The following is a 22,997-nucleotide window of genomic DNA, read 5'->3' on the forward strand; positions in this document are numbered from 1 at the left end:
ATGCAAAACAAAAATTATTACGCCATTTTAATGGCTGGTGGTGTAGGGTCAAGGTTTTGGCCAGTAAGTACAGAGAGTTTTCCAAAACAGTTTCATGATATGTTGGGAACAGGAGATACATTACTGCAAAAAACATTTCAGCGATTAAACAAGTTAATTCCAACTGAAAATATTTTTATTCTGACTAATGAAAAATATAATGATTTAGTCCTACAACAGTTACCAGAAGTTAAGCAAAAACAAGTGGTTTTAGAACCAGCAATGCGTAATACAGCACCTTGTATTTTGTATGCTTCGTTAAAAATACAAAAACTAAATCCAGATGCAGTCATGATTGTGGCACCAAGTGATCATTGGATTGAAGATGAAACTGCATTTACGCAAAATGTACAGCAAGCCTTTCAGTTTTGTGAGCAAAACGATGCGTTAATGACCTTGGGTATAAAACCAACCTTTCCTAATACAGGATACGGTTATATAGAATTCGGTAATTATTTTGAAGAAAATATAAGCGAAGTTATTCAATTTAGAGAAAAACCAGATTACGATACTGCAAAACAGTTTTTAGCACAAGGAAATTTTCTTTGGAATGCAGGTATATTTATGTGGAGTGTTTCATCTGTAATTAACGCTTTTAAGAATAATCAACCTGAATTATTTCAGCATTTTAGTAAAGGAATGGAGCTATACAATACAGATGCAGAAGCAGAATTTATAGAAGAAAATTATGCTAAAGCAGAAAACATCTCGGTTGATTATGCCATAATGGAATCTTCTAAAAATGTATATGTAATACCAGCAACTTTTGATTGGAATGACCTTGGGACTTGGGGAAGTTTATATGATAAACTAGATAAAGATCAAAACCAAAACGCTGTTGTTAATGCAAAAACTTTAGTAGAAGATGCTTCTGGAAATATGATTAGAACAGCTAAAGAAAAAGTTGTAGTTGTAGATGGATTAAACGATTATATAATTGTTGATAAAGACGAAGTTTTGCTTATCTTTCCTAAAGCAAAAGAACAAGACATTAAAAAAGTGCTTCAAAATGTAAAAAACACTTTTGGTGAGCACTACGGATAATTATTAATTTCTGAATGAATACAACCAATAATCCTAAAGAAAACAAGTTTAACTTCTCTGAAGAAGACAAACAAAAAGAAACTGTAGACCAAAAAAAAGAAGCTGTAAAAAAAGATGCAGAAGGTTTGTTTAAAAGTATAAAAACCTTTTTGCAAGAACTTTTAGATTTTAGAGAAGATACCGATCGAGACGCTACTATAGAGGCTATAAAAAACGATATTCCTTTTAAAGGAGCAACAGCCTGGATTTTAGTGTGTTCAATATTTGTGGCTTCTATAGGGTTAAATGCAAATAGTACAGCTGTAGTTATTGGCGCCATGTTAATCTCTCCACTTATGGGACCAATTTTAGGTGTTGGTTTATCTATTGCAATTAATGATATAGATACTTTAAAACGCTCATTGATAAATTTAGCAATTATGATTGTACTAAGTTTATTAACAGCTTTTTTATTCTTTAGATTTTTCCCTTTAAGTGAAGATACTTCAGAGCTTTTAGGTCGTGTGCAACCTGATATTCGAGATGTATTAATTGCCTTTTTTGGTGGTTTAGCTTTAATTATAGCACGTACCAAAAGAGGAACTATAGCTTCTGTTATTTTTGGAGTAGCTATTGCAACCGCATTAATGCCTCCATTATGTACTGCAGGGTATGGATTAGCAAAAGCTAATTGGAAATACTTTGGTCAAGCCATGTACTTATTTACAATTAATACCATATTTATTGCATTGGCTACATTTTTAGTGCTAAAAATTTTACGTTTTCCAATGCTTAAATATGCAAATTCTGCAAAAAGAAAACGTATTGCAAGAATAGCATCTTTAGTAGCTATAATTGTAATGATTCCTGCAATGTTTACATTTTTAAGTGTTTTAGAAGAAAGTCAATTTGAAGTTAACGCTAAACAATTTATAGATAAAGAGCTAGATGCATTACCAAATGCCAATTACATAAAAAAATATGCGACACCAAACTTTAAGCCTTCTGGGGTTTCTAATATAGAGTTAACTACTTTTGGTGCAGATGTTATTTCTGACGAGACCATAAGAGTTTTAGAACAACGCTTAAAAGATTATCCTTATTTAAATAATACTAAACTATTAATCAATCAAACCAAAAATAGACAGGTTAATAACTTAGAATATATGGAAGAGTTACGCACGCGTGATTCTTTAGACCTTTTAACACAACAACAAAAAATAACTATTTTAGAAAATAAAGTAAGGCAATTATCAGTGTTAGAGAAAGATCAAATCCCGTTTAAATCTCTTACTGAAGAAATTAATATTAATTATGAAAATGTTGAAGAAATAGCTTACTCTAAAGTTGTAAAAAGTAACTTTAAAACAATAGATACCTTGTCTGTTTTTGAAGTTAAATGGAATGATTCTTTAGTCAATAACAATCAAGTAGAAAAGGAAAAAGCTAAACTGTATAAGTGGTTGAAATTTAAGCTAGATGTAGATACGCTAGTAATTAGAAGAGTAAATTAACCACGCTCTTCTAAATACATTTGACGCACTTTTTTAAATAACTCTGAAGAGTAAACAAAGTCGGTAACAGCTTTATTGTCTGTTTTAAAAATATCATAACGAGAACCTTCCCATTCTTTATAACCATTTTTTAAAAAGACAATTTTTTCACCAATTTGCATAACCGAGTTCATGTCATGCGAGTTAATAACAGTAGTTATTTGATACTCTTCGGTAATTTCTTTAATTAAATCATCAATAACTATAGATGTTTTTGGGTCTAATCCAGAGTTAGGTTCGTCACAAAAAAGATACTTTGGTTTATTTACAATTGCGCGTGCAATAGCAACACGTTTTTGCATTCCTCCAGATGCTTCGCTAGGCATTTTTTTATGTGCATCTGCTAGATTAACTCGCTTTAAAACAAAGTCTACACGATCTTGCATTTCGCTTTTACTTTGTTTCGTAAACATTTTTAAAGGAAACATTACGTTTTCTTCAATTGTCATAGAATCAAAAAGTGCACTTCCTTGAAATACCATTCCTATCTGTGCTCTAATATCTCGCTTTTCGTCTTCACTTAATTTCGAAAATATTTTACCATCATAAGCAATACTTCCTTGTTCATAGTTGAAAAGCCCAAGTAAACATTTTAAAAATACAGTTTTACCAGATCCACTTTGACCAATAATAAGGTTTGTTTTTCCTTTTTCAAAAGCGGTGTTAATTCCTTTTAGAATGTGAGCATCGCCAAATGATTTATGTAAATTTTTAACCTCTATCATTAGCTTAAAAGTAACTGAGTTAATAAATAGTTTAGTACGATAATTACAACACTAGTCCATACAAATGATGTTGTACTAGCTTTACCAACTTCTAAAGCTCCTCCTTTCATATAATAACCATGATAAGACGGTACTGTGGCTAAAATAAAAGCAAAGATTAATGTTTTTATAAACGCATACGCCATATGAAAAGGAGTAAAGTCTAATTGTACACCTTCTATATAATCGCCCATACTTGCGTAACCGCCATATACACAAGCAGCAAGACCGCCAAGAATACCTAAAAACATTGAAATAGAAATAACAAAAGGGTAAAGCATTAACGAAATAAACTTAGGAAATACTAAATAATTTAAACTGTTTATACCCATAACTTCTAATGCGTCTATTTGTTCTGTAACACGCATTGTACCTATGCTTGAAGTAATAAAGGATCCAACTTTACCAGCCATAATAATCGACATAAATGTTGGTGCAAACTCTAAAATAATAGATTGTCTTGTGGCAAATCCAACTAGGTTTTTTGGGATTAATGGATTGTCTATGTTTAAAGCTGTTTGTATCGTAACAACACCTCCAACAAAAAACGAAATAAAAGCAACTATACCTAAAGAGCCAATAATTAAATCGTCTATTTCTTTTAAGATTAATTGCTTCATAACCGACCATTTGGTTGGTTTTTTAAACATTTCAGCAATCATCAAAAAGTAAGTGCCTAAATAATGAAGGTATAACATATCAATTTTTATTACTGCTAAAATATAAAATTCTAACAGCTTATTAACCTTAATTTCAAATTAGATGTCTTAAAAACTGTATTTTTGCAATCTAAATTTATTAAATTATATGAGACCATTACTTTCAATCTGCATTGTATTTTTATTATTTGCTTGCCAATCTCAAAAAGAAGCTATTTCAACTTCAACAGAAACTAATGTTCAACCTACTGAAAAAACAAAACTAGTGGTAGGAATTGTAGTTGATCAAATGAGATATGAGTACTTAACAAGATTTGAAAATAAATATGGAAATGGTGGATTTTTAAGGTTAATAAACGAAGGTTTTAATTGTAAAAATAATCACTTTAATTATGTGCCAACCTATACAGGTCCAGGACACGCATCTGTTTATACAGGTACAACGCCAAAAAATCACGGGATTATAGCTAATAACTGGTACGACAAGTTTAGTGATAGTTTTGTGTATTGTGCAGGAGATACAACTGTGCAATCTGTTGGGACCATGGATAAAGCAGGACAAATGTCTCCACACAGAATGAAAACTACAACTTTTGCAGATGAAAATAGGTTGTTTACACAAATGAATGGAAAAACAATAGGCATATCTATAAAAGATCGTGGCGCAATTTTGCCAGCAGGACATAGTGCAAATGCAGCATATTGGTTTCATGGGAAAGACCAAGGTCATTTTATTTCAAGTAGTTACTATTTTGAAACTTTACCACAATGGGTCAAAGATTTTAACGCAACAAATCCAGCCGAAAAATATTTAACAGAATGGAATACTTTATATGATATAGAAACATATACAGAAAGTGGAAGTGATTTAAACGATTTTGAAGGTGGATTTAGAGGAAAAGACACAGCAACATTCCCTTATGATTTAAAAGCATTAAGTAAAACAAACGGAAACTATAATATTATTAAAGCAACACCTTACGGAAATAGTATTGTAACAGATTTTGCAATAGCAGCTTTAATAGGAGAGCAATTGGGTAAAGATAATTATACAGATGTGTTAACAGTAAGTTATTCTAGCACAGATTATATTGGGCATAACTTTGGTGTAAATAGTAAAGAAATAGAAGACACATATATAAGGTTAGATAAAGAAATTGAACAATTATTAAATACGCTTGACGCGAAAGTGGGCAAAGAAAATTACACCGTCTTTTTAACGGCAGATCACGGAGCAGTTAATGTACCAGCGTATTTAGAAAGTGTAAAAATACCAGCAGGTTATTTTGATGGTGCAGCTTTTGAAGAAAAGGTAGGCAATATTACAATTGAAACTCACAAAGTGTCATCTTTCTTAAAAAATATTAGTAATCAGCAAATATTTTTAGATAGAGAAAAAATACAACAATTAGGCTTAGATTTAGTTGTAGTACAAGAGGCAATAGTAAACCAGATAATTACTTATGATCAAGTATATAAAGCATATACAGCGACTTCAATGAGTAATACTCAATACACAAAAGGAATTGAAAATTTATTGCAAAATGGATACAATCAAAAACGATCTGGAGATATTTTATTTGTTTTAGATCCAGCAGTAATACAGTATAGCAAAACAGGATCAACACATGGTTCTCCTTTAAATTATGATACACACGTACCTTTAATTTTTTATGGTAATGGTATTACAAAAGGACACACAACTGCATATACAACTATACCAGATATAGCACCAACAATTTCTGCTTTATTGGGTATAACGTTTCCAAACGGAGCGACCGGTAAACCTCTAGAATTTGTTTTAAAAAATTAAGGAAAACGTTTTTTAAGCTCGTTTTCAGTCTTAAAAAGTAAAAAGATTACAGAACCAAATATTAAAGCTAAGCTAATAAAAAGTTTGGCTTTATTGTTTATTGTAATTAATAATGAAATGTTGCTTATCAAGATTAAAAATACACCGCAAAATATTAAAAGTTTAGCTGAATATTTTTGTGAAAAATCCCATTGTTCTTGATTTTTCATAGAACGAGTTGTTCTGTATCCATAAAGCATATTGATGTTTTTAGGCGGAAATTTGAACATTACAAAACCTGTAATTATAAAAATGATTCCGCTTAAAAAACTTGTAAAAAGTAAGTTTTCTACAAGAAAATTCATAGTTTTTTATTTTCTGTATAAGAAATAGTTGTTAACTAAGTCAATGTATTTCTGCTTAGCTTCGTTTGCAGAAATATTTTTTGTTTGAAACAATGCATTAGTCTTAAAAGCATTAATTATTTGCTTTTTGCTGCTCGGACTTCCATAGTCATTAGTAGCTCTTTTATAATAAGCGTAGAGACGTAACAAGAAATCTGCAGGAAAAGGTTCCTTATGTTTATTGATTTGTGCTACAGCCTCTTGAAAGGCTTTTTCAAGTTCTTCGGAAGTCATCTTAAATTTCGGCAATAATACTTTCGCCTCCTTTTACTTTTTGGTTTAATTCTACCTTTATATTAGTGTCCAAAGGTAAAAATAAATCTACTCTTGACCCAAATTTTATAAAACCAGAGTCTGTACCTTGCACAGCAGCGTCACCTTCTACAGCATAATTAACGATACGCTTTGCTAAAGCACCGGCTATTTGTCTGTATAAAACTTCTCCATAAATAGGATTTTCTACGACAACTGTAGTACGTTCGTTTTCTGTACTAGCTTTAGGATGCCAAGCTACAAGGTATTTACCAGGATGATATTTGCTAAAGTTTACCTTTCCGCTAATAGGATATCTTGTAACATGTACGTTAATAGGAGACATAAAAACACTTACTTGAAGTCTTTTTTCTTTAAAGTATTCTGGCTCAAAAACCTCTTCTATTACTACCACTTTACCGTCTACGGGCGATACAACAGTATTGTCGTTTAATATGGTGTTTCTTTTGGGATTTCTAAAAAATTGAAGTATTAAAAACAAGAAAACAAATAGCGTAAAAAATAATACGTACTTAAGCCATAGCGCTATTACAAATGTGTCTACCACAACTGCAGAAATAGCAATAAACAAAAACGTAATTGCTATAATTTTAAAACCTTCTTTATGAAACATAGTTTACAATTCTTAAAAACAAATAAATAAAAGGAGCTGCAAATATAATACTATCAAAACGATCTAATAAACCGCCATGACCAGGCATTATAACTCCGCTATCTTTAACGTTAGCTTGGCGTTTTATTTTAGATTCTATTAAATCTCCAAGCGTTCCTATAACACTTATAATAATACTTAATATTAGCCAATTAGTAAAAGTTAAATGGCTGTCTGTAAATTTAAATATAAAATAACTAGCAATGGTTGCAAAAAACAATCCTCCTAAAAATCCTTCGACAGTTTTTTTGGGTGAAATGCTAGGAAACAGTTTTTGTTTACCAAAATTTTTACCAACTAGATAAGCAAAAGTGTCATTAACCCAAACTAAAATAAAAGAGCCTAATATAAGAACTGGGTTAAATAGTTTTCCGTGTTTACCTATTAAAACTAAAAACACAAAACCACTTGCTAAATAAAAGGTGGTAATTATATATCTTTTTGAGCTAAATAAAGGTATTTTTTTCTCAGAGAATAAATCTTTAATCAGTAGTAGTTGAACAAAAATAGTAATGACTTGAAGGATTTGAGTAGCTTCTACTAATCCTATATGAGAGTTCATAACAAACTGCCAATACCCAAAAATAAAATACATTATTGTAAAGATAATATATGGGTATAAGCTTTTTAGTTGTATAAGTTTACAAAACTCTGCCATACAAATCATTCCAAACACGTAAAAAAGTATAACAAATGCGTGCTCGTTAAATAACGAAAGGATAAGCAGGGTTATATATAAAATTCCAGATAGACCTCTGGTTAATGTTTCGCTCATAAAACTATAAATCTTCTAACAACAGCAAATATAAGTTTTTTGTGCTGCTTCCGTAAGATAAAAAGTCTTTTTCCTCTTCTAGCTTAAAATGTTTAATCGTAGTGATGTTTGTTGGAAGTTTACTAGGGTTTTTGCTTTTAATTTCTCTTAACCCTTCACTAATTGTTGGTACTATTTGACTTGTAGTAGCAAAAACGATTACATTATTAGGAAATTCATTTAGTTTATTCTCTGCTAATTGATTAGAGCTTACTAATAAAGACCCATCATTTGCAATTAGGTTTTCGCAAGTTGTGATAAAGTAAGTACATTGTGATAAGTTTTCTCCAACGTTTAATTGAGCACTTTTAAATTTGTCTTCAAGGTTTTTATCGTAGAAAAAAGCTTTATGATCTTCCCAACTGTTTTCTATTATAATATTGTTGAGGTTATCGTACACTTCGTCTAACGAGTCGCAATACAAAAATTTGCCACCATTTTTTTTGAAGTTTATAGTAAAACTTTCGTCAATTGGTAGCTCAACTTTTGGCATGTATTTGCCTCGTTCATTAGACTTTATGTCTTCCTTTTTCTTTTCAGATTTAGAACTAAATAACTTTCTAAAAAGACTCATTTACTTTGCTATAATCAATTTTCTTTTTTGAACTATATCAAATATAAAAAAACTTAGACTATCTAAAGAGATAATCTAAGTTTTTTGTGTTTAAATACTATAAATATGTTCTGTTTACTCTTCTTCTTCAGATTTTTGATCTGTAAGCTGAACTTCTTTTTTAAAGTTTCTTTCTCCAAATATCTTTTCTAAATTGTCTTTAAAAATCACTTCTTTTTCTAGTAAAACTTCGGCTAACTCGGTTAATTTATCTTTGTTTTCTTCAAGAAGGTTGACAGCTCTTTGGTATTGAGTCTCTATAATATCTGAAATTTCTTTATCAATTAGTTCTGCTGTTTGTTCACTATATGGTTTAGAGAATCCATATTCGTTTTGACCAGATGAATCGTAGTAGGTTAAGTTTCCTACTTTGTCGCTTAATCCATAAACAGTAACCATTGCTCTAGCTTGTTTTGTAACTTTTTCTAAGTCACTTAAAGCTCCAGTAGATATTTTATCAAAAATAACTTTCTCTGCAGCACGACCACCAAGAGCGGCACACATTTCGTCTAGCATTTGCTCTGGTCTAACGATTAAACGTTCTTCTGGTAAATACCATGCAGCACCTAAAGATCTACCACGTGGTACAATTGTTACTTTTACCAATGGTGCGGCATGTTCTAGCATCCAACTAACAGTAGCGTGACCTGCTTCATGAAAAGCAATTGCACGTTTTTCTTCTGGTGTAACAATTTTATTTTTCTTTTCTAAACCACCAATAATTCTGTCTACAGCATCTAAAAAGTCTTGTTTTTCTACTGCCTTTTTATTGTTTCTAGCAGCAATTAAGGCTGCTTCATTACAAAGGTTAGCAATGTCTGCACCAGAAAAACCTGGTGTTTGTTTAGATAAAAAGTCAAGGTCTAAACCTTCAGCTTTTTTTAGAGGTCTTAAATGGACTTCAAATATTTCTTTACGCTCTCTAACGTCTGGAAGATCTACAAAAATTTGTCTGTCAAAACGTCCTGCACGCATTAAAGCTTTATCTAATATATCTGCACGGTTAGTAGCTGCAAGTACAATTACGTTAGTATTTGTTCCAAAACCATCCATTTCGGTTAGTAATTGGTTAAGCGTATTTTCACGCTCGTCATTACTTCCAGACATTGCGTTTTTGCCTCTTGCACGACCAATAGCATCAATCTCATCAATAAAAATAATTGAAGGCGATTTTTCTTTAGCTTGCTTAAATAGGTCACGTACACGTGATGCACCAACACCAACAAACATTTCTACAAAGTCAGAACCAGAAAGCGAGAAAAAAGGTACTTGTGCTTCTCCTGCTACTGCTTTTGCAAGTAAAGTTTTACCTGTTCCTGGAGGACCAACTAATAATGCTCCTTTAGGAATTTTACCACCTAGGGATGTATATTTTTCTGGGTTTTTAAGGAAATCTACAATTTCTTGAACTTCTTCTTTTGCACCTTCTAAACCAGCAACGTCTTTAAATGATGTTTTTACATCTGTTTTTTCGTCAAATAGTTTTGCTTTAGATTTTCCTATGTTAAAGATCTGTCCGCCAGCTCCGCCACCGCCACCAGAAGACATACGTCTCATGATGAAAATCCAAACTCCAATTAGTAAAATAAAAGGAAGTAAGCTAAATAATAACTCGCCCCAAGGGTTAGTTTCGGTTTTATATTCAACAGATGTAGAAATGCTGTTGTTTGTTTTTATTTCTTTTAACTCATTTTCAAAGTTTTGAAGATCTCCAAATTCGAAAGTATAATTAGGTATGTTGTTAGAATCTCCAAATAAAGCAGTTGGTATAGATTTTTTGTGTACTTCTTTTTCTTCTGCTTCTTTAGTTAAGTAAACTTTAGCAACTCTTGTATTTTTTATAATATCTACCCTTTCTACGTCTCCATCTTTTAAATATTGAAAAAATTGAGCTGGAGATGTTTTATTTTCACCGCTTAAAGCATCGCTTCCAAAAAAGTTTAAACCAATGAAGAATAAAAATAAACCTGCGTATATCCAGTAAGGATTAAACTTAGGTTTTTTTGGAGGTATTGTTTTTTTATTTTTATTATTTGCCATGTATTGTTATTAATAATTTGTTTTTATAGCTGTTACTTTGGCATCTCCCCAAAGACTTTCTATATCATAATATTCTCTAATGTGTTTTTGAAACACGTGTACAACTACGTTAACATAGTCCATTAAAACCCATTCTGCATTGTCTTCGCCTTCTATATGCCAAGGTTTGTCTTGTAATGTTTTGCTTACTTTTTTTTGTATAGAATTAACTATGGCGTTAACTTGTGTATTTGATGTACCTTCACAGATAACAAAGTAATCACAAACAGTGTTTTCTATTTCTCTAAGATCGAGAATGTTAATTTCTTTTCCTTTTACATCTTCAATTCCGCCTATAATTGAGGTTATAAGTAGATCTGCGTTAGATTCTTTTTTCGCCATTAATAAGATTTAATTTGTGCAAAGTTATTATTTTTAAGTTCTTTATACTTTAAAAAAATCATAAGATTTTATAATACGAAGATAACTATTTAATATGCGTATAATCAAACTTAATGCCATCGATTCTACAAATTTGTTTCTTCGAAGTTTATCTATAGATACCAATGTAGAAGATTTTACCGTAGTTGTAGCTAAACATCAAACTAAAGGTCGTGGTCAAATGGGTACTGTTTGGTCGTCTCAAGACACTAAAAATCTCACTTTTAGTGTGTTTAAAAGGTTTGATAATTTAAAACTTGATCAACATTTTGTTATTAGTATGGTTGCTAGTTTGGCTGTAATTAATACGCTAAAAAAATTAAATTTACCAAAATTAAGTGTCAAATGGCCTAACGACATTTTGTCAGCAAATAAAAAGATATGTGGTATTTTGATTGAAAACGTTATTAAACAAAATAATGTAGCAGTTACAGTTGTTGGTATTGGTTTAAACGTAAATCAAGTTAATTTTTCTAATTTACCTCAAGCGTCTTCATTATTAAATGTTACAGGTATATCTTATGATTTGGATGAATTACTTCAATCTATTTTAAAAGAATTAGAAACCCTTTTTGATTTAGTTGAAAGTAATCAATTTAAAACTATCAAAACAACTTACGAGTCTTATTTGTTTAGAAAAGATAAACCTTCTACATTTAAAAATGAAGAAGGTTTATTTTCTGGTTTTATTAAAGGAGTTTCTAATGAAGGTCTTCTAGAAGTTTTATTAGAAGATAATATATTAAAAACGTTCGATTTAAAAACAATTAAGCTACTGTATTAATAGCATTAGGCATGTTGCTAGCCAATGTTTCTATAAACTTATTGATAGGTCCTTTAATCATCATAGCCATCATAGCATTAAACTGACCTTCAAAAATTAATTGCACTTCGCTAGTTGTTGCATCAATTTCAGAGATATTTCCTGTTAAAGAAAAGTCTATTTTACCACCAGCAGCACCTAAAACAATTTGGTTAGGCGGTGTTGTTTCTTTCTTTTTAAGTACAATTTCTGGCATACCTTTTAAGGCAAACAAAAACTTATCGTTATCTAAAACTTCAAATTTGCTTATGTTTTCTGGCATAAGATTTTCAAAATTTTTTACATCGCTTAAAAAGTTAAATGTGTCTTGAGCAGATTTATTTACTGTAACTTTTGGAGATTCTAATTTCATAGTTTGTTTTGTATGTTAATCTATTTTTAACTTAATCAATTAACGTTCCAATCGCTTGGATTGGCATTCCATTTACTTAAAGTTTCAATTTCACTTTCAGAAATATAATTGGTTGCAGCTGCTTCTTGCAGTAAATGTTCGTAATTACTTAAGGTGTGTAAAGTAAGGTGTTCTTTTTCAAAATTTTCTTTAGAGATATTGAATCCGTAAGAAAAAATAGCAATCATACCTTTTACGTTTAATTTAGCTTCTTTTAAAGCTTTTACAGCATTTAAGCTACTTTTTCCTGTACTAATTAAGTCTTCAATAACCACTACGTTTTGACCACTTTCTACATAGCCTTCAATTTGGTTTTGTCTTCCGTGTGATTTAGCTTCAGGTCTAACATAAATAAAAGGAACTCCTAAATACTCGGCAACTAGCATACCAATACCAATTGCACCAGTAGCTACACCGGCAATTACGTCTGGTTTTCCGTAATGGTCTTCTAAGAATTTAGCCATTTCTTCTCTAATATAATTTCTAATAGGAGGAAAAGAAAGAACAACTCTATTGTCACAATAAATTGGAGATTTCCAACCAGATGCCCATGTAAATGGCTCTTTAGGTTGAAGTTTAATAGCATTAACTTGTAATAATGCTTTTGCGGTCTGTCTAGCGATGTGTTTGTCAATAATCATAAGGCAAAATTACATATTAAATTTTTTGAATTGAAAATAACTTTAAAATAAAATTTAGAATTCTATTAGTTTTATATTTTTACATTACTAAATCTAAATTAAGCCATGCAGTGCATATTTGTAAACAATAAGCCAATTTACCTAACAACAATAGTAGAGAAGGAAACAGATTTTAAAAATTTTTTATTAAAAGATGCAGACTTAAATGTGGTATTAAAGACATTAAGTAAGAAAAAAATAAACTCGGTTAGATTAATTGGTCATTCTGAAGATAAATTGCTTAAAACTTTTAAAAAGAAATTGCCTAACGTAGTTGCTGGTGGCGGAAAAGTATATAATGAGAATGGCGAAATTTTATTTATATATAGAAACGATAAATGGGATTTACCTAAAGGTAAAGCTGAAAAAAAAGAATCTATAGAAGACACTGCTATTAGAGAAGTTGAAGAAGAAACTGGTGTTAAAAATTTAGAAATTATAGATAAACTTCCTACTACATATCACATATACAAACGCAATGGAAAACATAAGTTAAAAATAACACATTGGTACAAGATGAAATCTGATTTTAATGGTAAACTTTATCCGCAATTAAATGAAGGTATCACAAGAGTAGAATGGTTAAATGAAAAGCAAGCGAAAGAGGCTTTAGAAAACTCTTATGCCAATATAAAATTGCTGTTTTAAGTACCGATTGTTTAGTTGGTCTTTGTTAATTAAGCTTGTTTTGACTGATTTTTTACGACTTACACCTGATTTATGTGTATTTAAAAGATGTTTTTGAGCATTTAAACTTGTAAAAAATGCTTTAATCCGTTAATAGATTTTTGTTGCTTTTAACCTATTAATTTTCTGTAAGAGATTTCGGTAATCTAAATTTACTCATAATTATGTAAATGCTATAAACCAACAAATTATGAGTAAAAAATTACTTAATCCATTAACTAAAAAGTTATTTTTAGTTTCCCTTTTCTCCCTTTTTATTTCAATAACATCTTTTGCAAATGACGATACATGGTGTGGTCATATTGATGGCTTTAAATTTAAAAGCGGAAATAGTTCTGTGATGATTAATAATTACGGGACTTACAGTATTAACGAACTACCAAATAACTTTTATATACAGTTAATTGTTGGTGGTTACTCACAAAGTGCAAAGTTTTATTTACAAAACTTAAGTACAGGAGCTACTTACAATCTTACAGAAAATTATGAGCCTTATACCTTTCCTGGAGGCGGAAGTGCTTGGAATTATGGTACAGGTGTATTTAAACTTAAGGCTAAACTTTACAAATATAATTATTGTGGCGGATGGACTTGTGATACAGAAACTGTACAATTTACAATAACAAACGCTTCTTCTTGTGGACAAGTAGATGGATTTACGTTTACAAACGGAGTAACATCTACAGATATTGTAAATGGAAACTCATATGAAGTTAGTGATTTACCAACAAACTTTTTTGTAGAGTCTGTTGTTACAGGTAATTCAGAAAGTGTTAAACTAATACTTAAAAATTTAGATACAAATCAAACTTTTTATGTTGGAGAAAACTATGAACCATATACAATACCAGGTGGTGGATCTGTTTGGAATTACGGTTACGGTAATTTTAAGTTAACATCTAAGGTTTATATTTATGACTATTGTCAATCTACTGTATGTGATCAAGAATCTATTTATTTTACCTTAAACAATACTGTATCTTGTGGAGAACTTACTGCTTTAAATTTTACAAATGGAGACGACTCTGTAGCGTTAAATGATGGTCAATCTTATAACATACAAGATTTACCTGCTAACTTTTATATAGATTCTGCTATAGAAGGAGATGTAAGTAAAGTAAAATATTATGTAACTAATTTAGACACCAATACAACAACTGGTATTACAGAAAGTGTAGCGCCTTACACTTATCCAAGTACGGGAAGCTCTTGGAATTTAGGCACAGGAAACTTTAAAATAACCGCAAAACTATATACTACAACAATTAGTTATTATGGTAATAATTGTGGTAGTAATAGTCAAACAACGGTATTTTGTGACAAATACACTTATACTTTTACACTTACAGACTCAGCTGTTTGTGGAAGCATAGATGGTTTTGCATTTACAGATGGTGTAAACTCTAATAATATAGTAGATGGTCAATCTTATTATATTGAAGATATACCAACAGATTTTTACATTAATACTTTAACTAGCGGAGAAGTAGAAAATGTGCAATTAGAGGTTACTAATCTTGATACAAATCAAACATTTTCAATAACTGAAAGTGTTACTCCATATACTTATCCAGCTGGTGCAGCTTCGTGGAATTTAGGTCTAGGTAATTTTCAATTAACCGCAAAGCTTTACTCTCAATCAGCAAGTAGTTATTCTAATAACAATTGTGGAGATAATAATGATAACTCTTTAATTTTATGTGAAGAACAAACTATACAATTTACATTACTAGAGCAAGCTTGTGAAGTTTTAGCAGGTACAGGAATTCCTAGTTTGGATGTTATTGTAATACCTTTAGGAAATACTTTTAATATTAATATAACACCTAACGATGATAATACAGTTCCTTCTGGTTATAACTTAGGTTCAGTTTTAGCATCAATAGATAATCAAACCATATATTCAGTTAGTGAAAATTTAACGTTAACGCTTCCGTATTTAAATGGACCATACAATGTACACATGTTTGTATACGATCCTTTAACATTTGACTTATCAAGTATTAATTTAGGTACAGACACGATAGCTGATGTTCAAAATGTAATTAATAACAATAATATTTGTGCAGATATAGCTAATACTGGATCACAAATTGTAATTATTCCTGGAGGAGTAGATCAAAGAGCAGCACAAACAGCAACAGAAGATAAATCTAAAAAAGACCAAGTTAGTAACTCAACTAACAGAGCACTGCAGCAATTAGTTGTAGCAAAAGTAGAAGAGGAAGAGGCATTGACCAATGCTGTTAAACTTTATCCAAATCCTGTTGTTGATTATTTAACAGTAGATTTAGTATTTAACGAAGGTGAAATTTTTGAATTTACAATTACAGATTTAAATGGAAAACAAGTTATGAAAGGTAATGTTGCTAATAAAGCAAATACTGTAAACTTAAACCAATTGGTTAATGGATTGTATATTATCAAACTAAAATCTGGGTTTAGAACAATATCTAAGAAAATAGTAGTAAGAAAATAAGATTCAATTTAGATTACTAATTAAAAAGCCGCTACACTTTGTAGCGGCTTTTTTTATTTTAAAATCCTGTAAATAGGATACTGTAAATGTGCATTTTCGTAATTAGGACTGTGTTTGTGTATCCAGTCTAATTGCGTATACCAATTATTAGCAAAGCTCTCGTTTTTAGATTTAATAGAATCAAATTGACGCTTAATCTCTGGGTTTTGGTTTAAAAATTCTAACGCTTTATCTTCCCAAACATAAGGAGAAAAACCTTCTTTTTGCTGAAGAATGGTATCAAAAAAGTTCCAATTAAAAAATGAATCTGGAGCAGAAGGTTCTAAGGTTTCAATTAAATACCTCATTCCATATTGATCAGTTTCAACTAAAAGATCTCCTTTTTTAAAAGTGATATTATCTATAGTAGAAGTAACGGTAGTGTTGTAATGTTGGTAATGTCCTTCGTATGGTGTTTGTCGTGTATTAAATTTTTTAATTTTATAACTTTCAACAGAAATAATGCTATCATTTTGTAAAGGCTTCATTTCAATGTTATTCATTTTTAAGCGCTCTAAAATTGGCCACCAACCTTTAGGGATGATGTATGCTTTAGGTATTTTTACTTTTGTAGTTGGTTTAAAATAATTCATGTAAGTAACATCCTTTGTAAAAGGTAGATTGCGATTATATTTTAAACGTTGTAAACCAGTAATTTTACTAGTAATCATTTTGCCTTCATAACCTTTAAACTTTAATGTAGTTTGTTTTGTTGTGTCTATTTTCCAATCTAAAGGATATAGATTATTAGTGTAAGTTTTATTAAAAGCTTCTTTTCTTAGTTTTTTTATGTTTTTTGCTTCTGTGTTTACAATTTCAATCATGGTTTTCATTAACTCGTAAGTACCTTCTACACGTGGTTTGTAAGGCTTTAACATATGGGTTTCTACCATCATACCTAAGGTGTTAAAAAGTGTAGTGTATCCTGTTGAGTATCTTGGGTAATCCATAAATTGAGAAAAGCCTTTTTCTGGTACACTATTAAATACATTAACGTATGGAGTAATATCCCAATTTTTTTTAGCTAGTCGCTGCTCTAATTCTGGTTGAATAGTATTGTGTAAATACTTGCCTAACTCTCCATTTAATTTGTTGTGTTGTGTAAATAAATGAGTAAGTGTATATTGGTAGTCTGCACCATTACTAACATGATTGTCAATAAAAACATCAGGTTTTACTAAATGAAAAATTTTAGCAAAAGCTTTTGCATTTTTACTATCTGCTTTTATAAAATCTCTATTTAAATCAAAATTACGAGCATTACCTCTAAAACCATATTCTTCTGGTCCGTTTTGGTTGGTTCTTGTAGTGCTGTTTCTGTTTAAGCTACCTCCAATATTGTAAATAGGTATTGTTGCTAATACCACATTTTTAGGCATTTTTATTTTACCTTGTACAAGATCTCTAAATAAAAGCATGGTAGCATCAATACCATCAGATTCTCCTGGATGTATACCATTATTGATTAAAATGATACGCTTGTCTTTTTTTATACTTTCAAAATTAAAATTACTATCAGGATTTAATGTAACAAGGTGTAATGGTTCTCCGCTATCAGTTTCACCAATTGCTTGAATATGGACTTTTGAGTAACTATCGGCTAATTGTTTATAAAACTCAATAACTTCGTTGTAAGTCGGAGTTTTAGTTCCATTAGAGGTTTCAAAAACAGTAGTGAAATTTGGTGTTTTATCTTCTTCACAAGAAAAATAAATAAAACCAACTAAAAAAAGCAGAGCGATTTTTTTCATAAAAGCGATTATTTAAATCTAATTACTACAAATATAGTATATAGGCTTGTGTTTTTTGTAATTAGATGTACTTTTGCAAGCTTAAAAGCCAAGACAATGACAGAGTTTATTAGAAAAATAGTTCCTAATGCTAAAGATGATGTATTAGCAGGTATTACAGTTTCTTTAGCAATGATACCAGAAGTAGTTGCATTTGCTTTTGTTGCCCAAATAGATCCGTTAATGGCACTATCTGGTGCATTTATTATAGGTTTAATTACTGCAATTTTTGGTGGTAGACCAGGATTAATTTCTGGTGCGGCAGGAGCTGTTGCTGTAATATTTGTATCTATGATTGCAGAAGGACACACTAAAGGAATGTTAATGGATACACCTATAGAAAATATGGGTTTTTTCTACCTTATGGCTTGTGTCGTCTTAATGGGTTTAATACAAATATTTGCAGGTGTTTTTAAATTAGGAAAATTTGTAAGACTAATACCTCATCCTGTAATGATGGGATTTGTAAACGGACTTTCTATCGTTATTTTTATAGCTCAAGTAAAAATGTTTAGCCATAAGAGTTTACAAGTTTCTGATGAAGGTGTTAAACGATATGTTAGCACTTTTATGGATGGAACAGAACTGTATACTATGATAGCTTTAGTATTATTAACAATGGGAATTATTTGGTCACTTCCAAAGCTTACTAAAAAATTACCAGCTGCATTAACAGCAATAATTGTAACTAGCTTAATAGTAATTGGTTTTAATATTGATGTACCAACTGTTGGTTCTTATATAATTGAAGGTGGCGGAACTGGATTAAAAGGAGAATTTCCGACTCCAAATATGGAGTTGTGGGAAAAATTACCATTCAATCTAGATACATTAAAATTTATAGCATTACCTGCATTTTTAGCAGCTTCTGTTGGATTAATAGAAACTTTAATGACTATGAATCTTGTAGACGAATTAACTGAAACTAGAGGTAATGGTAATAGAGAGTGTATTGCACAAGGCGCAGGAAATATTGTTTCTGGTTTATTTGGTGCAACTGGTGGTTGCGGTATGATTGGTCAAACTGTAATTAATATTAATTCAGGTGGTAGAGGAAGATTGTCAGGCATAATGATGGCGCTTACATTATTGTCATTTGTTCTATTTGCAGATAAGTTAATAGAAATGGTGCCAATTGCAGCATTAGTTGGTGTCATGTTTATGATGGTTATTGAAACATTTGCATGGTCAAGTTTTAGAATATTAAAGAAAATACCTAAATCTGATGCGTTTGTTTTAATCACTGTGTCTTTAGTAACTGTTTTTGTAGATCTAGCAGTAGCAGTATTTATTGGTGTAATCATTTCGGCATTAGCTTTTGCTTGGGAAAATGCAAAGCGAATTAGAGCCAGAAAAAGAATGAAAGCCGACGGAACTAAAGTTTACGAAATTTGGGGACCATTATTTTTTGGAAGTATCTCTGCATTTAATGAAAAATTTGACGTCAAAAACGATCCAGAAAAAGTTGAAATTGACTTTGTAGAGTCAAGAATTAGTGACCATTCTGCTTTAGAAGCTATTTTTAATTTAGTTGAAAAGTATGAAGCAGAAGGCAAACAAATTAGATTAAAACACCTTAGTGAAGATTGTAAAATATTGATGTATAAGGCAAGTCCAAAATTTAGAGAAGTTGTAGTCGAAGCTATTGATGATCCAAGATATCATTTAGCAGAAGATCCAGAGAAATTTCCTAAACCTTTATCGGAATATAAATTTTAAATAAAAAAGCTGAAGTTTAAACTTCAGCTTTTTTATTTTACTCGTACACTTTTAGGTACTAGTTTGGTATAATCTCCGTTATTTTTAATGACGTCTCTAACAATAGAAGACGATATAAAACTTGTTCTAGCTGCAGTTAGTAAGAATACTGTTTCTATGGTAGATAATTTACGGTTTGTATGTGCGATAGCTTTTTCAAATTCAAAATCTGCTGGATTACGTAAGCCTCTTAAAATAAAATCAGCTTCAATTTCTTTGCAAAAATCAACTGTAAGTCCTTTATAAGTAACTACTTTTATTTTGGGTTCGTCTTTAAAAGCCTCTTCAATAAATTGCTTTCTTTCTTCTAAAGAAAACATATATTTTTTTGAAGAGTTTACACCAATAGCAACAACTACTTCATCAAATAACTTAATACCACGTTTGATTATATCGTAATGTCCATTAGTAATTGGATCAAAAGATCCAGGAAAAAGTGCGCGTCTCATATTTTAAAGTTAGTTATTTTAAAGCTTCTTCAATAGCATTTGTGAATAATTCTTGTAAACTAATACCTGCAGCAGCAGCTTGTTGAGGTAAAATACTTTCGTTAGTTAATCCAGGTACTGTATTTACTTCTAGTAGATGCGGTTGATTGTTTTTAAATATAAATTCACTTCTAGAAAAACCTTTCATTTTTAAAACCTCATAAACCTTCTTAGCGGTTTTCGTAACAATTTCTTCTTGTTCTTTTGTAATTCTAGCAGGTGTAATTTCTTGAGATTTACCTAAGTATTTAGCTTCGTAATCAAAAAAGTCATTTTCGCTAACAATTTCTGTTATTGGTAAGACTTTGGTGTCTCCTTTATAGGTAATAACACCAACCGATACTTCGGTTCCATCTAAAAAAGATTCGATAATAATTTCGTCATCTTCTTTAAAAGCAACTTCAATTGCGTGCTGTAAATCTTCTTTTTTATGCACTTTGGTAATTCCAAAGCTACTACCTGCTTTGTTAGCCTTTACAAAACAAGGTAAGCCAACTTTACTAATAATTTCGTCTTCATTAATAGTGTCGCCAGTATTTAAAAAATAGCTTTCTGCAGTTAAAATTCCGTAAGGTTTTAAAATACTTAAACAATCACGTTTATTAAAAGTTATCGCAGCTTGGTACATACTGCAACTAGTGTGCTTAATGTCTAGTAAGTTAAAATAACCTTGCATAAAGCCATCTTCTCCGGGACTACCATGTATAGCGTTAAAAACACAATCAAACGTGATTTTTGTATTGTCTTTAGTGAAAGAAAAGTCGTTTTTATCAATTGGGTATTCACTATCGTCTTCGTCTACATAAACCCATTTATCTTTAAAAATATGAATGCGATACGCATTAAACTTTTCTTTATCAAGCGTGTTGTAAACTACGTTTCCGCTTTTTAATGAGATTTGATATTCGCTAGAATATCCGCCCATAATAATGGCTATATTTTTTTTCATTTAGTCTAAATTATATCGAAATACTCTAAGGTTTTCAATAATCCTAAAAAATATTCGTTGTGTAAAAATATCATTTATTTTAATCCGAAGGAAAACCTTTTTGTTTTTATATATTTGTCTACATAAATTTTACTAAATGAGTTTTATTGGTTTTATAAAAAGTAAAGAATTTTTAAAGCAAATTATAATTGCTATTATAGCAGTTGTAGTAATTGTTTTTTTGTTGCTTAAATGGTTAAACGTGACGACAAATCACGGTACATTTGAGACTGTACCTGACTTAACAGGAAAATCTATTGAGGTAGCTAAGATGGAGTTAGAACAAAATAATTTGGTAATGCAAATTCAAGACTCTGCTAATTTTAATCCAAACTACCCGAAATTTGCAGTAATAGAACAAGACCCAAAACCAAATGCTCAAGTTAAAGAAAACCGTAAAATTTACATTACCTTAAATCCTTCTGGGTATCGTAAAGTAGCAGTACCAGATTTAAGACAACGTACATTTAGACAAGCAAAACCAACCTTAGAAGCTTTAGGCTTTAAAGTAGGAAAAAAGACTTACATAGACAATATTGCTAAAGATATGGTTTTAGGTATGCGTTATAAAGGAGACGTTTTAGAACCAGGAACAAAATTGCCAAAAACAGCTTCAATAGATTTAGTTTTAGGTAATGGTAATCGTTCAACAAGTAATTAATTATGGACGACTATACACCAGAATTACCAGAAGAAGATAACGACGATCTTTACGAGCATTATTCATTTACCGCAGATAAAGGACAATCGCCTTTACGTATCGATAAATGGTTAATGAATAAAGTAGAAAACGCTACCCGAAACAAAATACAAGACGCCGCAAAAAACGGAAGCATCTTTGTAAATGGTACACCAGTAAAATCCAATTACAAGGTAAAACCAAATGATCAGGTACGCGTATTATTTCAACATCCGCCACATGAAAACTTATTGGTTGCAGAAGATATTCCATTAGACATCGTTTATGAAGACGATCAATTATTAGTCGTTAACAAACCAGCAGGCATGGTTGTACATCCAGGACATGGTAATTATTCCGGAACATTAATTAACGCACTAATTTTTCATTTTGATAATTTACCAAACAATTCAAGTGAGAGACCAGGATTAGTTCATCGTATAGATAAAGATACATCAGGATTGTTGGTGGTTGCAAAAACCGAACACGCTATGGCGCATCTTACTGCTCAATTTAAAGCCAAAACTAGCGAGCGTGAGTATGTTGCAATAGTTTGGGGAAACATAGAAGAAGACCAAGGTACAATAGAAGGTAACATAGGAAGACATCCAAAAAACCGATTACAAAATACCGTATTCTTGGACGATGAAGCCGATAAAGGAAAACCAGCAGTAACGCACTACAAAGTTATAGAGCGTTTAGGTTATGTTACACTAGTAAGCTGCAAATTAGAAACCGGACGTACGCACCAAATACGCGTACACATGAAGCATATAGGACATACCTTATTTAATGATGAGCGTTACGGCGGAAATCTAATCTTAAAAGGTACAACCTTTACCAAATACAAACAATTTGTAGAGAACTGTTTTAAAGTATTGCCACGTCAAGCCTTACATGCCAAAACCTTAGGATTTATGCATCCAACAAAAAACGAATTTATGAGTTTTGACACGCCAATACCACAAGACATGCAAGATTGTATAGAAAAATGGAAAGGTTACTCCAAACACATAGATAATAATTAGGGCGTTACCACAAGGGTCGCGCTATTCACTATATCTTTTTTTGCAAATGTTTAAAGCTTAACCTTAAAGTATAAGCAGCAAAAAAAGGATGTCGTTACTATCGCTAACGCGCTTACTCAAA

At 31.0% G+C, this 22,997-nt stretch carries 23 protein-coding genes; 9 read left to right on the forward strand and 14 right to left on the reverse strand.

The genetic code is table 11. From position 1 onward, the window contains the following. Positions 1–1,083: a mannose-1-phosphate guanylyltransferase gene (locus tag ACEQT4_RS09130; protein WP_370227109.1), complete on the forward strand. Its 1,083-nt coding sequence runs from the start codon at positions 1–3 to the stop codon at positions 1,081–1,083. 14 nt (positions 1,084–1,097) lie between these two features. Continuing rightward, positions 1,098–2,576: a DUF389 domain-containing protein gene (locus ACEQT4_RS09135; protein WP_027880351.1), complete on the forward strand. Its 1,479-nt coding sequence runs from the start codon at positions 1,098–1,100 to the stop codon at positions 2,574–2,576. Here the strand turns inward: ACEQT4_RS09135 and ACEQT4_RS09140 are convergent. Then, positions 2,573–3,340 (reverse strand): ABC transporter ATP-binding protein, encoded by a 768-nt coding sequence (locus ACEQT4_RS09140; RefSeq protein ID WP_027880352.1) that lies wholly within the window; start codon positions 3,338–3,340, stop codon positions 2,573–2,575. The genes ACEQT4_RS09135 and ACEQT4_RS09140 overlap by 4 nt on opposite strands. After that, the gene (locus ACEQT4_RS09145; protein WP_027880353.1) at positions 3,340–4,077 is read right to left on the reverse strand and encodes an ABC transporter permease; all 738 of its coding nucleotides are present in this window, start codon (positions 4,075–4,077) and stop codon (positions 3,340–3,342) included. Before ACEQT4_RS09145 ends, ACEQT4_RS09140 begins: the two co-directional genes overlap by 1 nt. Before the next feature lie 109 nt (positions 4,078–4,186). Between ACEQT4_RS09145 and pafA the strand changes: the two genes are divergently transcribed. After that, the gene (gene pafA, locus ACEQT4_RS09150) at positions 4,187–5,851 is read left to right on the forward strand and encodes an alkaline phosphatase PafA (protein WP_370227113.1); all 1,665 of its coding nucleotides are present in this window, start codon (positions 4,187–4,189) and stop codon (positions 5,849–5,851) included. On the opposite strand, the gene ACEQT4_RS09155 is transcribed toward pafA, so the two are convergent. The 7 genes from ACEQT4_RS09155 to rsfS all read right to left on the reverse strand — a co-directional run bounded on the left by ACEQT4_RS09155 (position 5,848) and on the right by rsfS (position 11,007). Continuing rightward, positions 5,848–6,195: an SdpI family protein gene (locus ACEQT4_RS09155; protein ID WP_370227115.1), complete on the reverse strand. Its 348-nt coding sequence runs from the start codon at positions 6,193–6,195 to the stop codon at positions 5,848–5,850. The two genes, pafA and ACEQT4_RS09155, sit on opposite strands and share 4 nt — an antisense overlap. A 6-nt stretch (positions 6,196–6,201) precedes the next feature. Continuing rightward, positions 6,202–6,468 (reverse strand): acyl-CoA-binding protein, encoded by a 267-nt coding sequence (locus ACEQT4_RS09160; RefSeq protein ID WP_027880356.1) that lies wholly within the window; start codon positions 6,466–6,468, stop codon positions 6,202–6,204. 1 nt (position 6,469) lies between these two features. Beyond that, entirely contained in the window at positions 6,470–7,120 is a 651-nt protein-coding gene (locus tag ACEQT4_RS09165) for a phosphatidylserine decarboxylase family protein (protein ID WP_027880357.1), read from the reverse strand. After that, a complete protein-coding gene (locus tag ACEQT4_RS09170; protein WP_027880358.1) occupies positions 7,110–7,934 on the reverse strand; it encodes a phosphatidate cytidylyltransferase in 825 nt (274 codons plus the stop codon). Before ACEQT4_RS09170 ends, ACEQT4_RS09165 begins: the two co-directional genes overlap by 11 nt. 4 nt (positions 7,935–7,938) lie before the next feature. Continuing rightward, positions 7,939–8,547, reverse strand: a complete 609-nt coding sequence (locus tag ACEQT4_RS09175) for an LUD domain-containing protein (RefSeq protein ID WP_370227119.1) — start codon at positions 8,545–8,547, stop codon at positions 7,939–7,941. A 114-nt stretch (positions 8,548–8,661) separates the two neighbouring features. Continuing rightward, complete coding sequence (ftsH, locus tag ACEQT4_RS09180) at positions 8,662–10,626, reverse strand: ATP-dependent zinc metalloprotease FtsH (RefSeq protein WP_370227121.1); 1,965 nt, start codon at positions 10,624–10,626, stop codon at positions 8,662–8,664. A gap of 9 nt (positions 10,627–10,635) precedes the next feature. Further along, positions 10,636–11,007 (reverse strand): ribosome silencing factor, encoded by a 372-nt coding sequence (rsfS, locus tag ACEQT4_RS09185; protein ID WP_027880361.1) that lies wholly within the window; start codon positions 11,005–11,007, stop codon positions 10,636–10,638. Positions 11,008–11,101: 94 nt separating this feature from the next. Between rsfS and ACEQT4_RS09190 the strand changes: the two genes are divergently transcribed. After that, positions 11,102–11,830 carry a biotin--[acetyl-CoA-carboxylase] ligase gene (locus ACEQT4_RS09190; RefSeq protein WP_370227124.1) on the forward strand — a complete coding sequence of 243 codons (729 nt, stop codon included), beginning with the start codon at positions 11,102–11,104 and terminating at the stop codon, positions 11,828–11,830. Here the strand turns inward: ACEQT4_RS09190 and ACEQT4_RS09195 are convergent. Beyond that, positions 11,814–12,221, reverse strand: a complete 408-nt coding sequence (locus ACEQT4_RS09195) for an SRPBCC family protein (RefSeq protein ID WP_027880363.1) — start codon at positions 12,219–12,221, stop codon at positions 11,814–11,816. The two genes, ACEQT4_RS09190 and ACEQT4_RS09195, sit on opposite strands and share 17 nt — an antisense overlap. 35 nt (positions 12,222–12,256) lie before the next feature. Continuing rightward, positions 12,257–12,901 (reverse strand): orotate phosphoribosyltransferase, encoded by a 645-nt coding sequence (gene pyrE, locus ACEQT4_RS09200; protein WP_027880364.1) that lies wholly within the window; start codon positions 12,899–12,901, stop codon positions 12,257–12,259. Between the two features lie 105 nt (positions 12,902–13,006). On the opposite strand from pyrE, the gene ACEQT4_RS09205 reads away from it, so the two are divergent. Further along, positions 13,007–13,588 (forward strand): NUDIX hydrolase, encoded by a 582-nt coding sequence (locus ACEQT4_RS09205; RefSeq protein WP_370227128.1) that lies wholly within the window; start codon positions 13,007–13,009, stop codon positions 13,586–13,588. Positions 13,589–13,817: 229 nt separating this feature from the next. Beyond that, positions 13,818–16,106, forward strand: a complete 2,289-nt coding sequence (locus ACEQT4_RS09210) for a T9SS type A sorting domain-containing protein (RefSeq protein ID WP_370227131.1) — start codon at positions 13,818–13,820, stop codon at positions 16,104–16,106. Between the two features lie 53 nt (positions 16,107–16,159). Here ACEQT4_RS09210 and ACEQT4_RS09215 read toward each other — a convergent pair whose 3' ends face one another. After that, positions 16,160–17,896 carry a M14 family metallopeptidase gene (locus ACEQT4_RS09215; RefSeq protein ID WP_370227133.1) on the reverse strand — a complete coding sequence of 579 codons (1,737 nt, stop codon included), beginning with the start codon at positions 17,894–17,896 and terminating at the stop codon, positions 16,160–16,162. Positions 17,897–17,992: 96 nt separating this feature from the next. Here ACEQT4_RS09215 and ACEQT4_RS09220 point away from each other — a divergent pair, with 96 nt between their 5' ends. Next, on the forward strand, positions 17,993–19,654 hold the full coding sequence (locus tag ACEQT4_RS09220; RefSeq protein ID WP_370227135.1) for a SulP family inorganic anion transporter: 1,662 nt from the start codon (positions 17,993–17,995) through the stop codon (positions 19,652–19,654). 32 nt (positions 19,655–19,686) lie between these two features. Here ACEQT4_RS09220 and coaD read toward each other — a convergent pair whose 3' ends face one another. Then, positions 19,687–20,142 (reverse strand): pantetheine-phosphate adenylyltransferase, encoded by a 456-nt coding sequence (gene coaD, locus ACEQT4_RS09225; RefSeq protein ID WP_027880369.1) that lies wholly within the window; start codon positions 20,140–20,142, stop codon positions 19,687–19,689. A 13-nt stretch (positions 20,143–20,155) separates the two neighbouring features. After that, positions 20,156–21,130 (reverse strand): D-alanine--D-alanine ligase, encoded by a 975-nt coding sequence (locus ACEQT4_RS09230; RefSeq protein WP_027880370.1) that lies wholly within the window; start codon positions 21,128–21,130, stop codon positions 20,156–20,158. A 136-nt stretch (positions 21,131–21,266) separates the two neighbouring features. Here ACEQT4_RS09230 and ACEQT4_RS09235 point away from each other — a divergent pair, with 136 nt between their 5' ends. Beyond that, positions 21,267–21,830 (forward strand): PASTA domain-containing protein, encoded by a 564-nt coding sequence (locus ACEQT4_RS09235; protein ID WP_336070715.1) that lies wholly within the window; start codon positions 21,267–21,269, stop codon positions 21,828–21,830. Between the two features lie 2 nt (positions 21,831–21,832). Next, positions 21,833–22,876 carry an RluA family pseudouridine synthase gene (locus ACEQT4_RS09240; protein WP_370227139.1) on the forward strand — a complete coding sequence of 348 codons (1,044 nt, stop codon included), beginning with the start codon at positions 21,833–21,835 and terminating at the stop codon, positions 22,874–22,876. Positions 22,877–22,997: the final 121 nt, after the last annotated feature.

The sequence above is a fragment of the Mesoflavibacter sp. genome, from assembly GCF_964226795.1.
Lineage (GTDB): Bacteria > Bacteroidota > Bacteroidia > Flavobacteriales > Flavobacteriaceae > Mesoflavibacter > Mesoflavibacter zeaxanthinifaciens.

Coding starts and splice junctions, on each gene's coding strand:
- ACEQT4_RS09130 (WP_370227109.1), top strand. CDS start 1: ATGCAAAACAAAAATTATTACGCCATTTTAATGGCTGGTGGTGTAGGG.
- ACEQT4_RS09135 (WP_027880351.1), top strand. CDS start 1,098: ATGAATACAACCAATAATCCTAAAGAAAACAAGTTTAACTTCTCTGAA.
- ACEQT4_RS09140 (WP_027880352.1), bottom strand. CDS start 3,340: ATGATAGAGGTTAAAAATTTACATAAATCATTTGGCGATGCTCACATT.
- ACEQT4_RS09145 (WP_027880353.1), bottom strand. CDS start 4,077: ATGTTATACCTTCATTATTTAGGCACTTACTTTTTGATGATTGCTGAA.
- pafA (WP_370227113.1), top strand. CDS start 4,187: ATGAGACCATTACTTTCAATCTGCATTGTATTTTTATTATTTGCTTGC.
- ACEQT4_RS09155 (WP_370227115.1), bottom strand. CDS start 6,195: ATGAATTTTCTTGTAGAAAACTTACTTTTTACAAGTTTTTTAAGCGGA.
- ACEQT4_RS09160 (WP_027880356.1), bottom strand. CDS start 6,468: ATGACTTCCGAAGAACTTGAAAAAGCCTTTCAAGAGGCTGTAGCACAA.
- ACEQT4_RS09165 (WP_027880357.1), bottom strand. CDS start 7,120: ATGTTTCATAAAGAAGGTTTTAAAATTATAGCAATTACGTTTTTGTTT.
- ACEQT4_RS09170 (WP_027880358.1), bottom strand. CDS start 7,934: ATGAGCGAAACATTAACCAGAGGTCTATCTGGAATTTTATATATAACC.
- ACEQT4_RS09175 (WP_370227119.1), bottom strand. CDS start 8,547: ATGAGTCTTTTTAGAAAGTTATTTAGTTCTAAATCTGAAAAGAAAAAG.
- ftsH (WP_370227121.1), bottom strand. CDS start 10,626: ATGGCAAATAATAAAAATAAAAAAACAATACCTCCAAAAAAACCTAAG.
- rsfS (WP_027880361.1), bottom strand. CDS start 11,007: ATGGCGAAAAAAGAATCTAACGCAGATCTACTTATAACCTCAATTATA.
- ACEQT4_RS09190 (WP_370227124.1), top strand. CDS start 11,102: ATGCGTATAATCAAACTTAATGCCATCGATTCTACAAATTTGTTTCTT.
- ACEQT4_RS09195 (WP_027880363.1), bottom strand. CDS start 12,221: ATGAAATTAGAATCTCCAAAAGTTACAGTAAATAAATCTGCTCAAGAC.
- pyrE (WP_027880364.1), bottom strand. CDS start 12,901: ATGATTATTGACAAACACATCGCTAGACAGACCGCAAAAGCATTATTA.
- ACEQT4_RS09205 (WP_370227128.1), top strand. CDS start 13,007: ATGCAGTGCATATTTGTAAACAATAAGCCAATTTACCTAACAACAATA.
- ACEQT4_RS09210 (WP_370227131.1), top strand. CDS start 13,818: ATGAGTAAAAAATTACTTAATCCATTAACTAAAAAGTTATTTTTAGTT.
- ACEQT4_RS09215 (WP_370227133.1), bottom strand. CDS start 17,896: ATGAAAAAAATCGCTCTGCTTTTTTTAGTTGGTTTTATTTATTTTTCT.
- ACEQT4_RS09220 (WP_370227135.1), top strand. CDS start 17,993: ATGACAGAGTTTATTAGAAAAATAGTTCCTAATGCTAAAGATGATGTA.
- coaD (WP_027880369.1), bottom strand. CDS start 20,142: ATGAGACGCGCACTTTTTCCTGGATCTTTTGATCCAATTACTAATGGA.
- ACEQT4_RS09230 (WP_027880370.1), bottom strand. CDS start 21,130: ATGAAAAAAAATATAGCCATTATTATGGGCGGATATTCTAGCGAATAT.
- ACEQT4_RS09235 (WP_336070715.1), top strand. CDS start 21,267: ATGAGTTTTATTGGTTTTATAAAAAGTAAAGAATTTTTAAAGCAAATT.
- ACEQT4_RS09240 (WP_370227139.1), top strand. CDS start 21,833: ATGGACGACTATACACCAGAATTACCAGAAGAAGATAACGACGATCTT.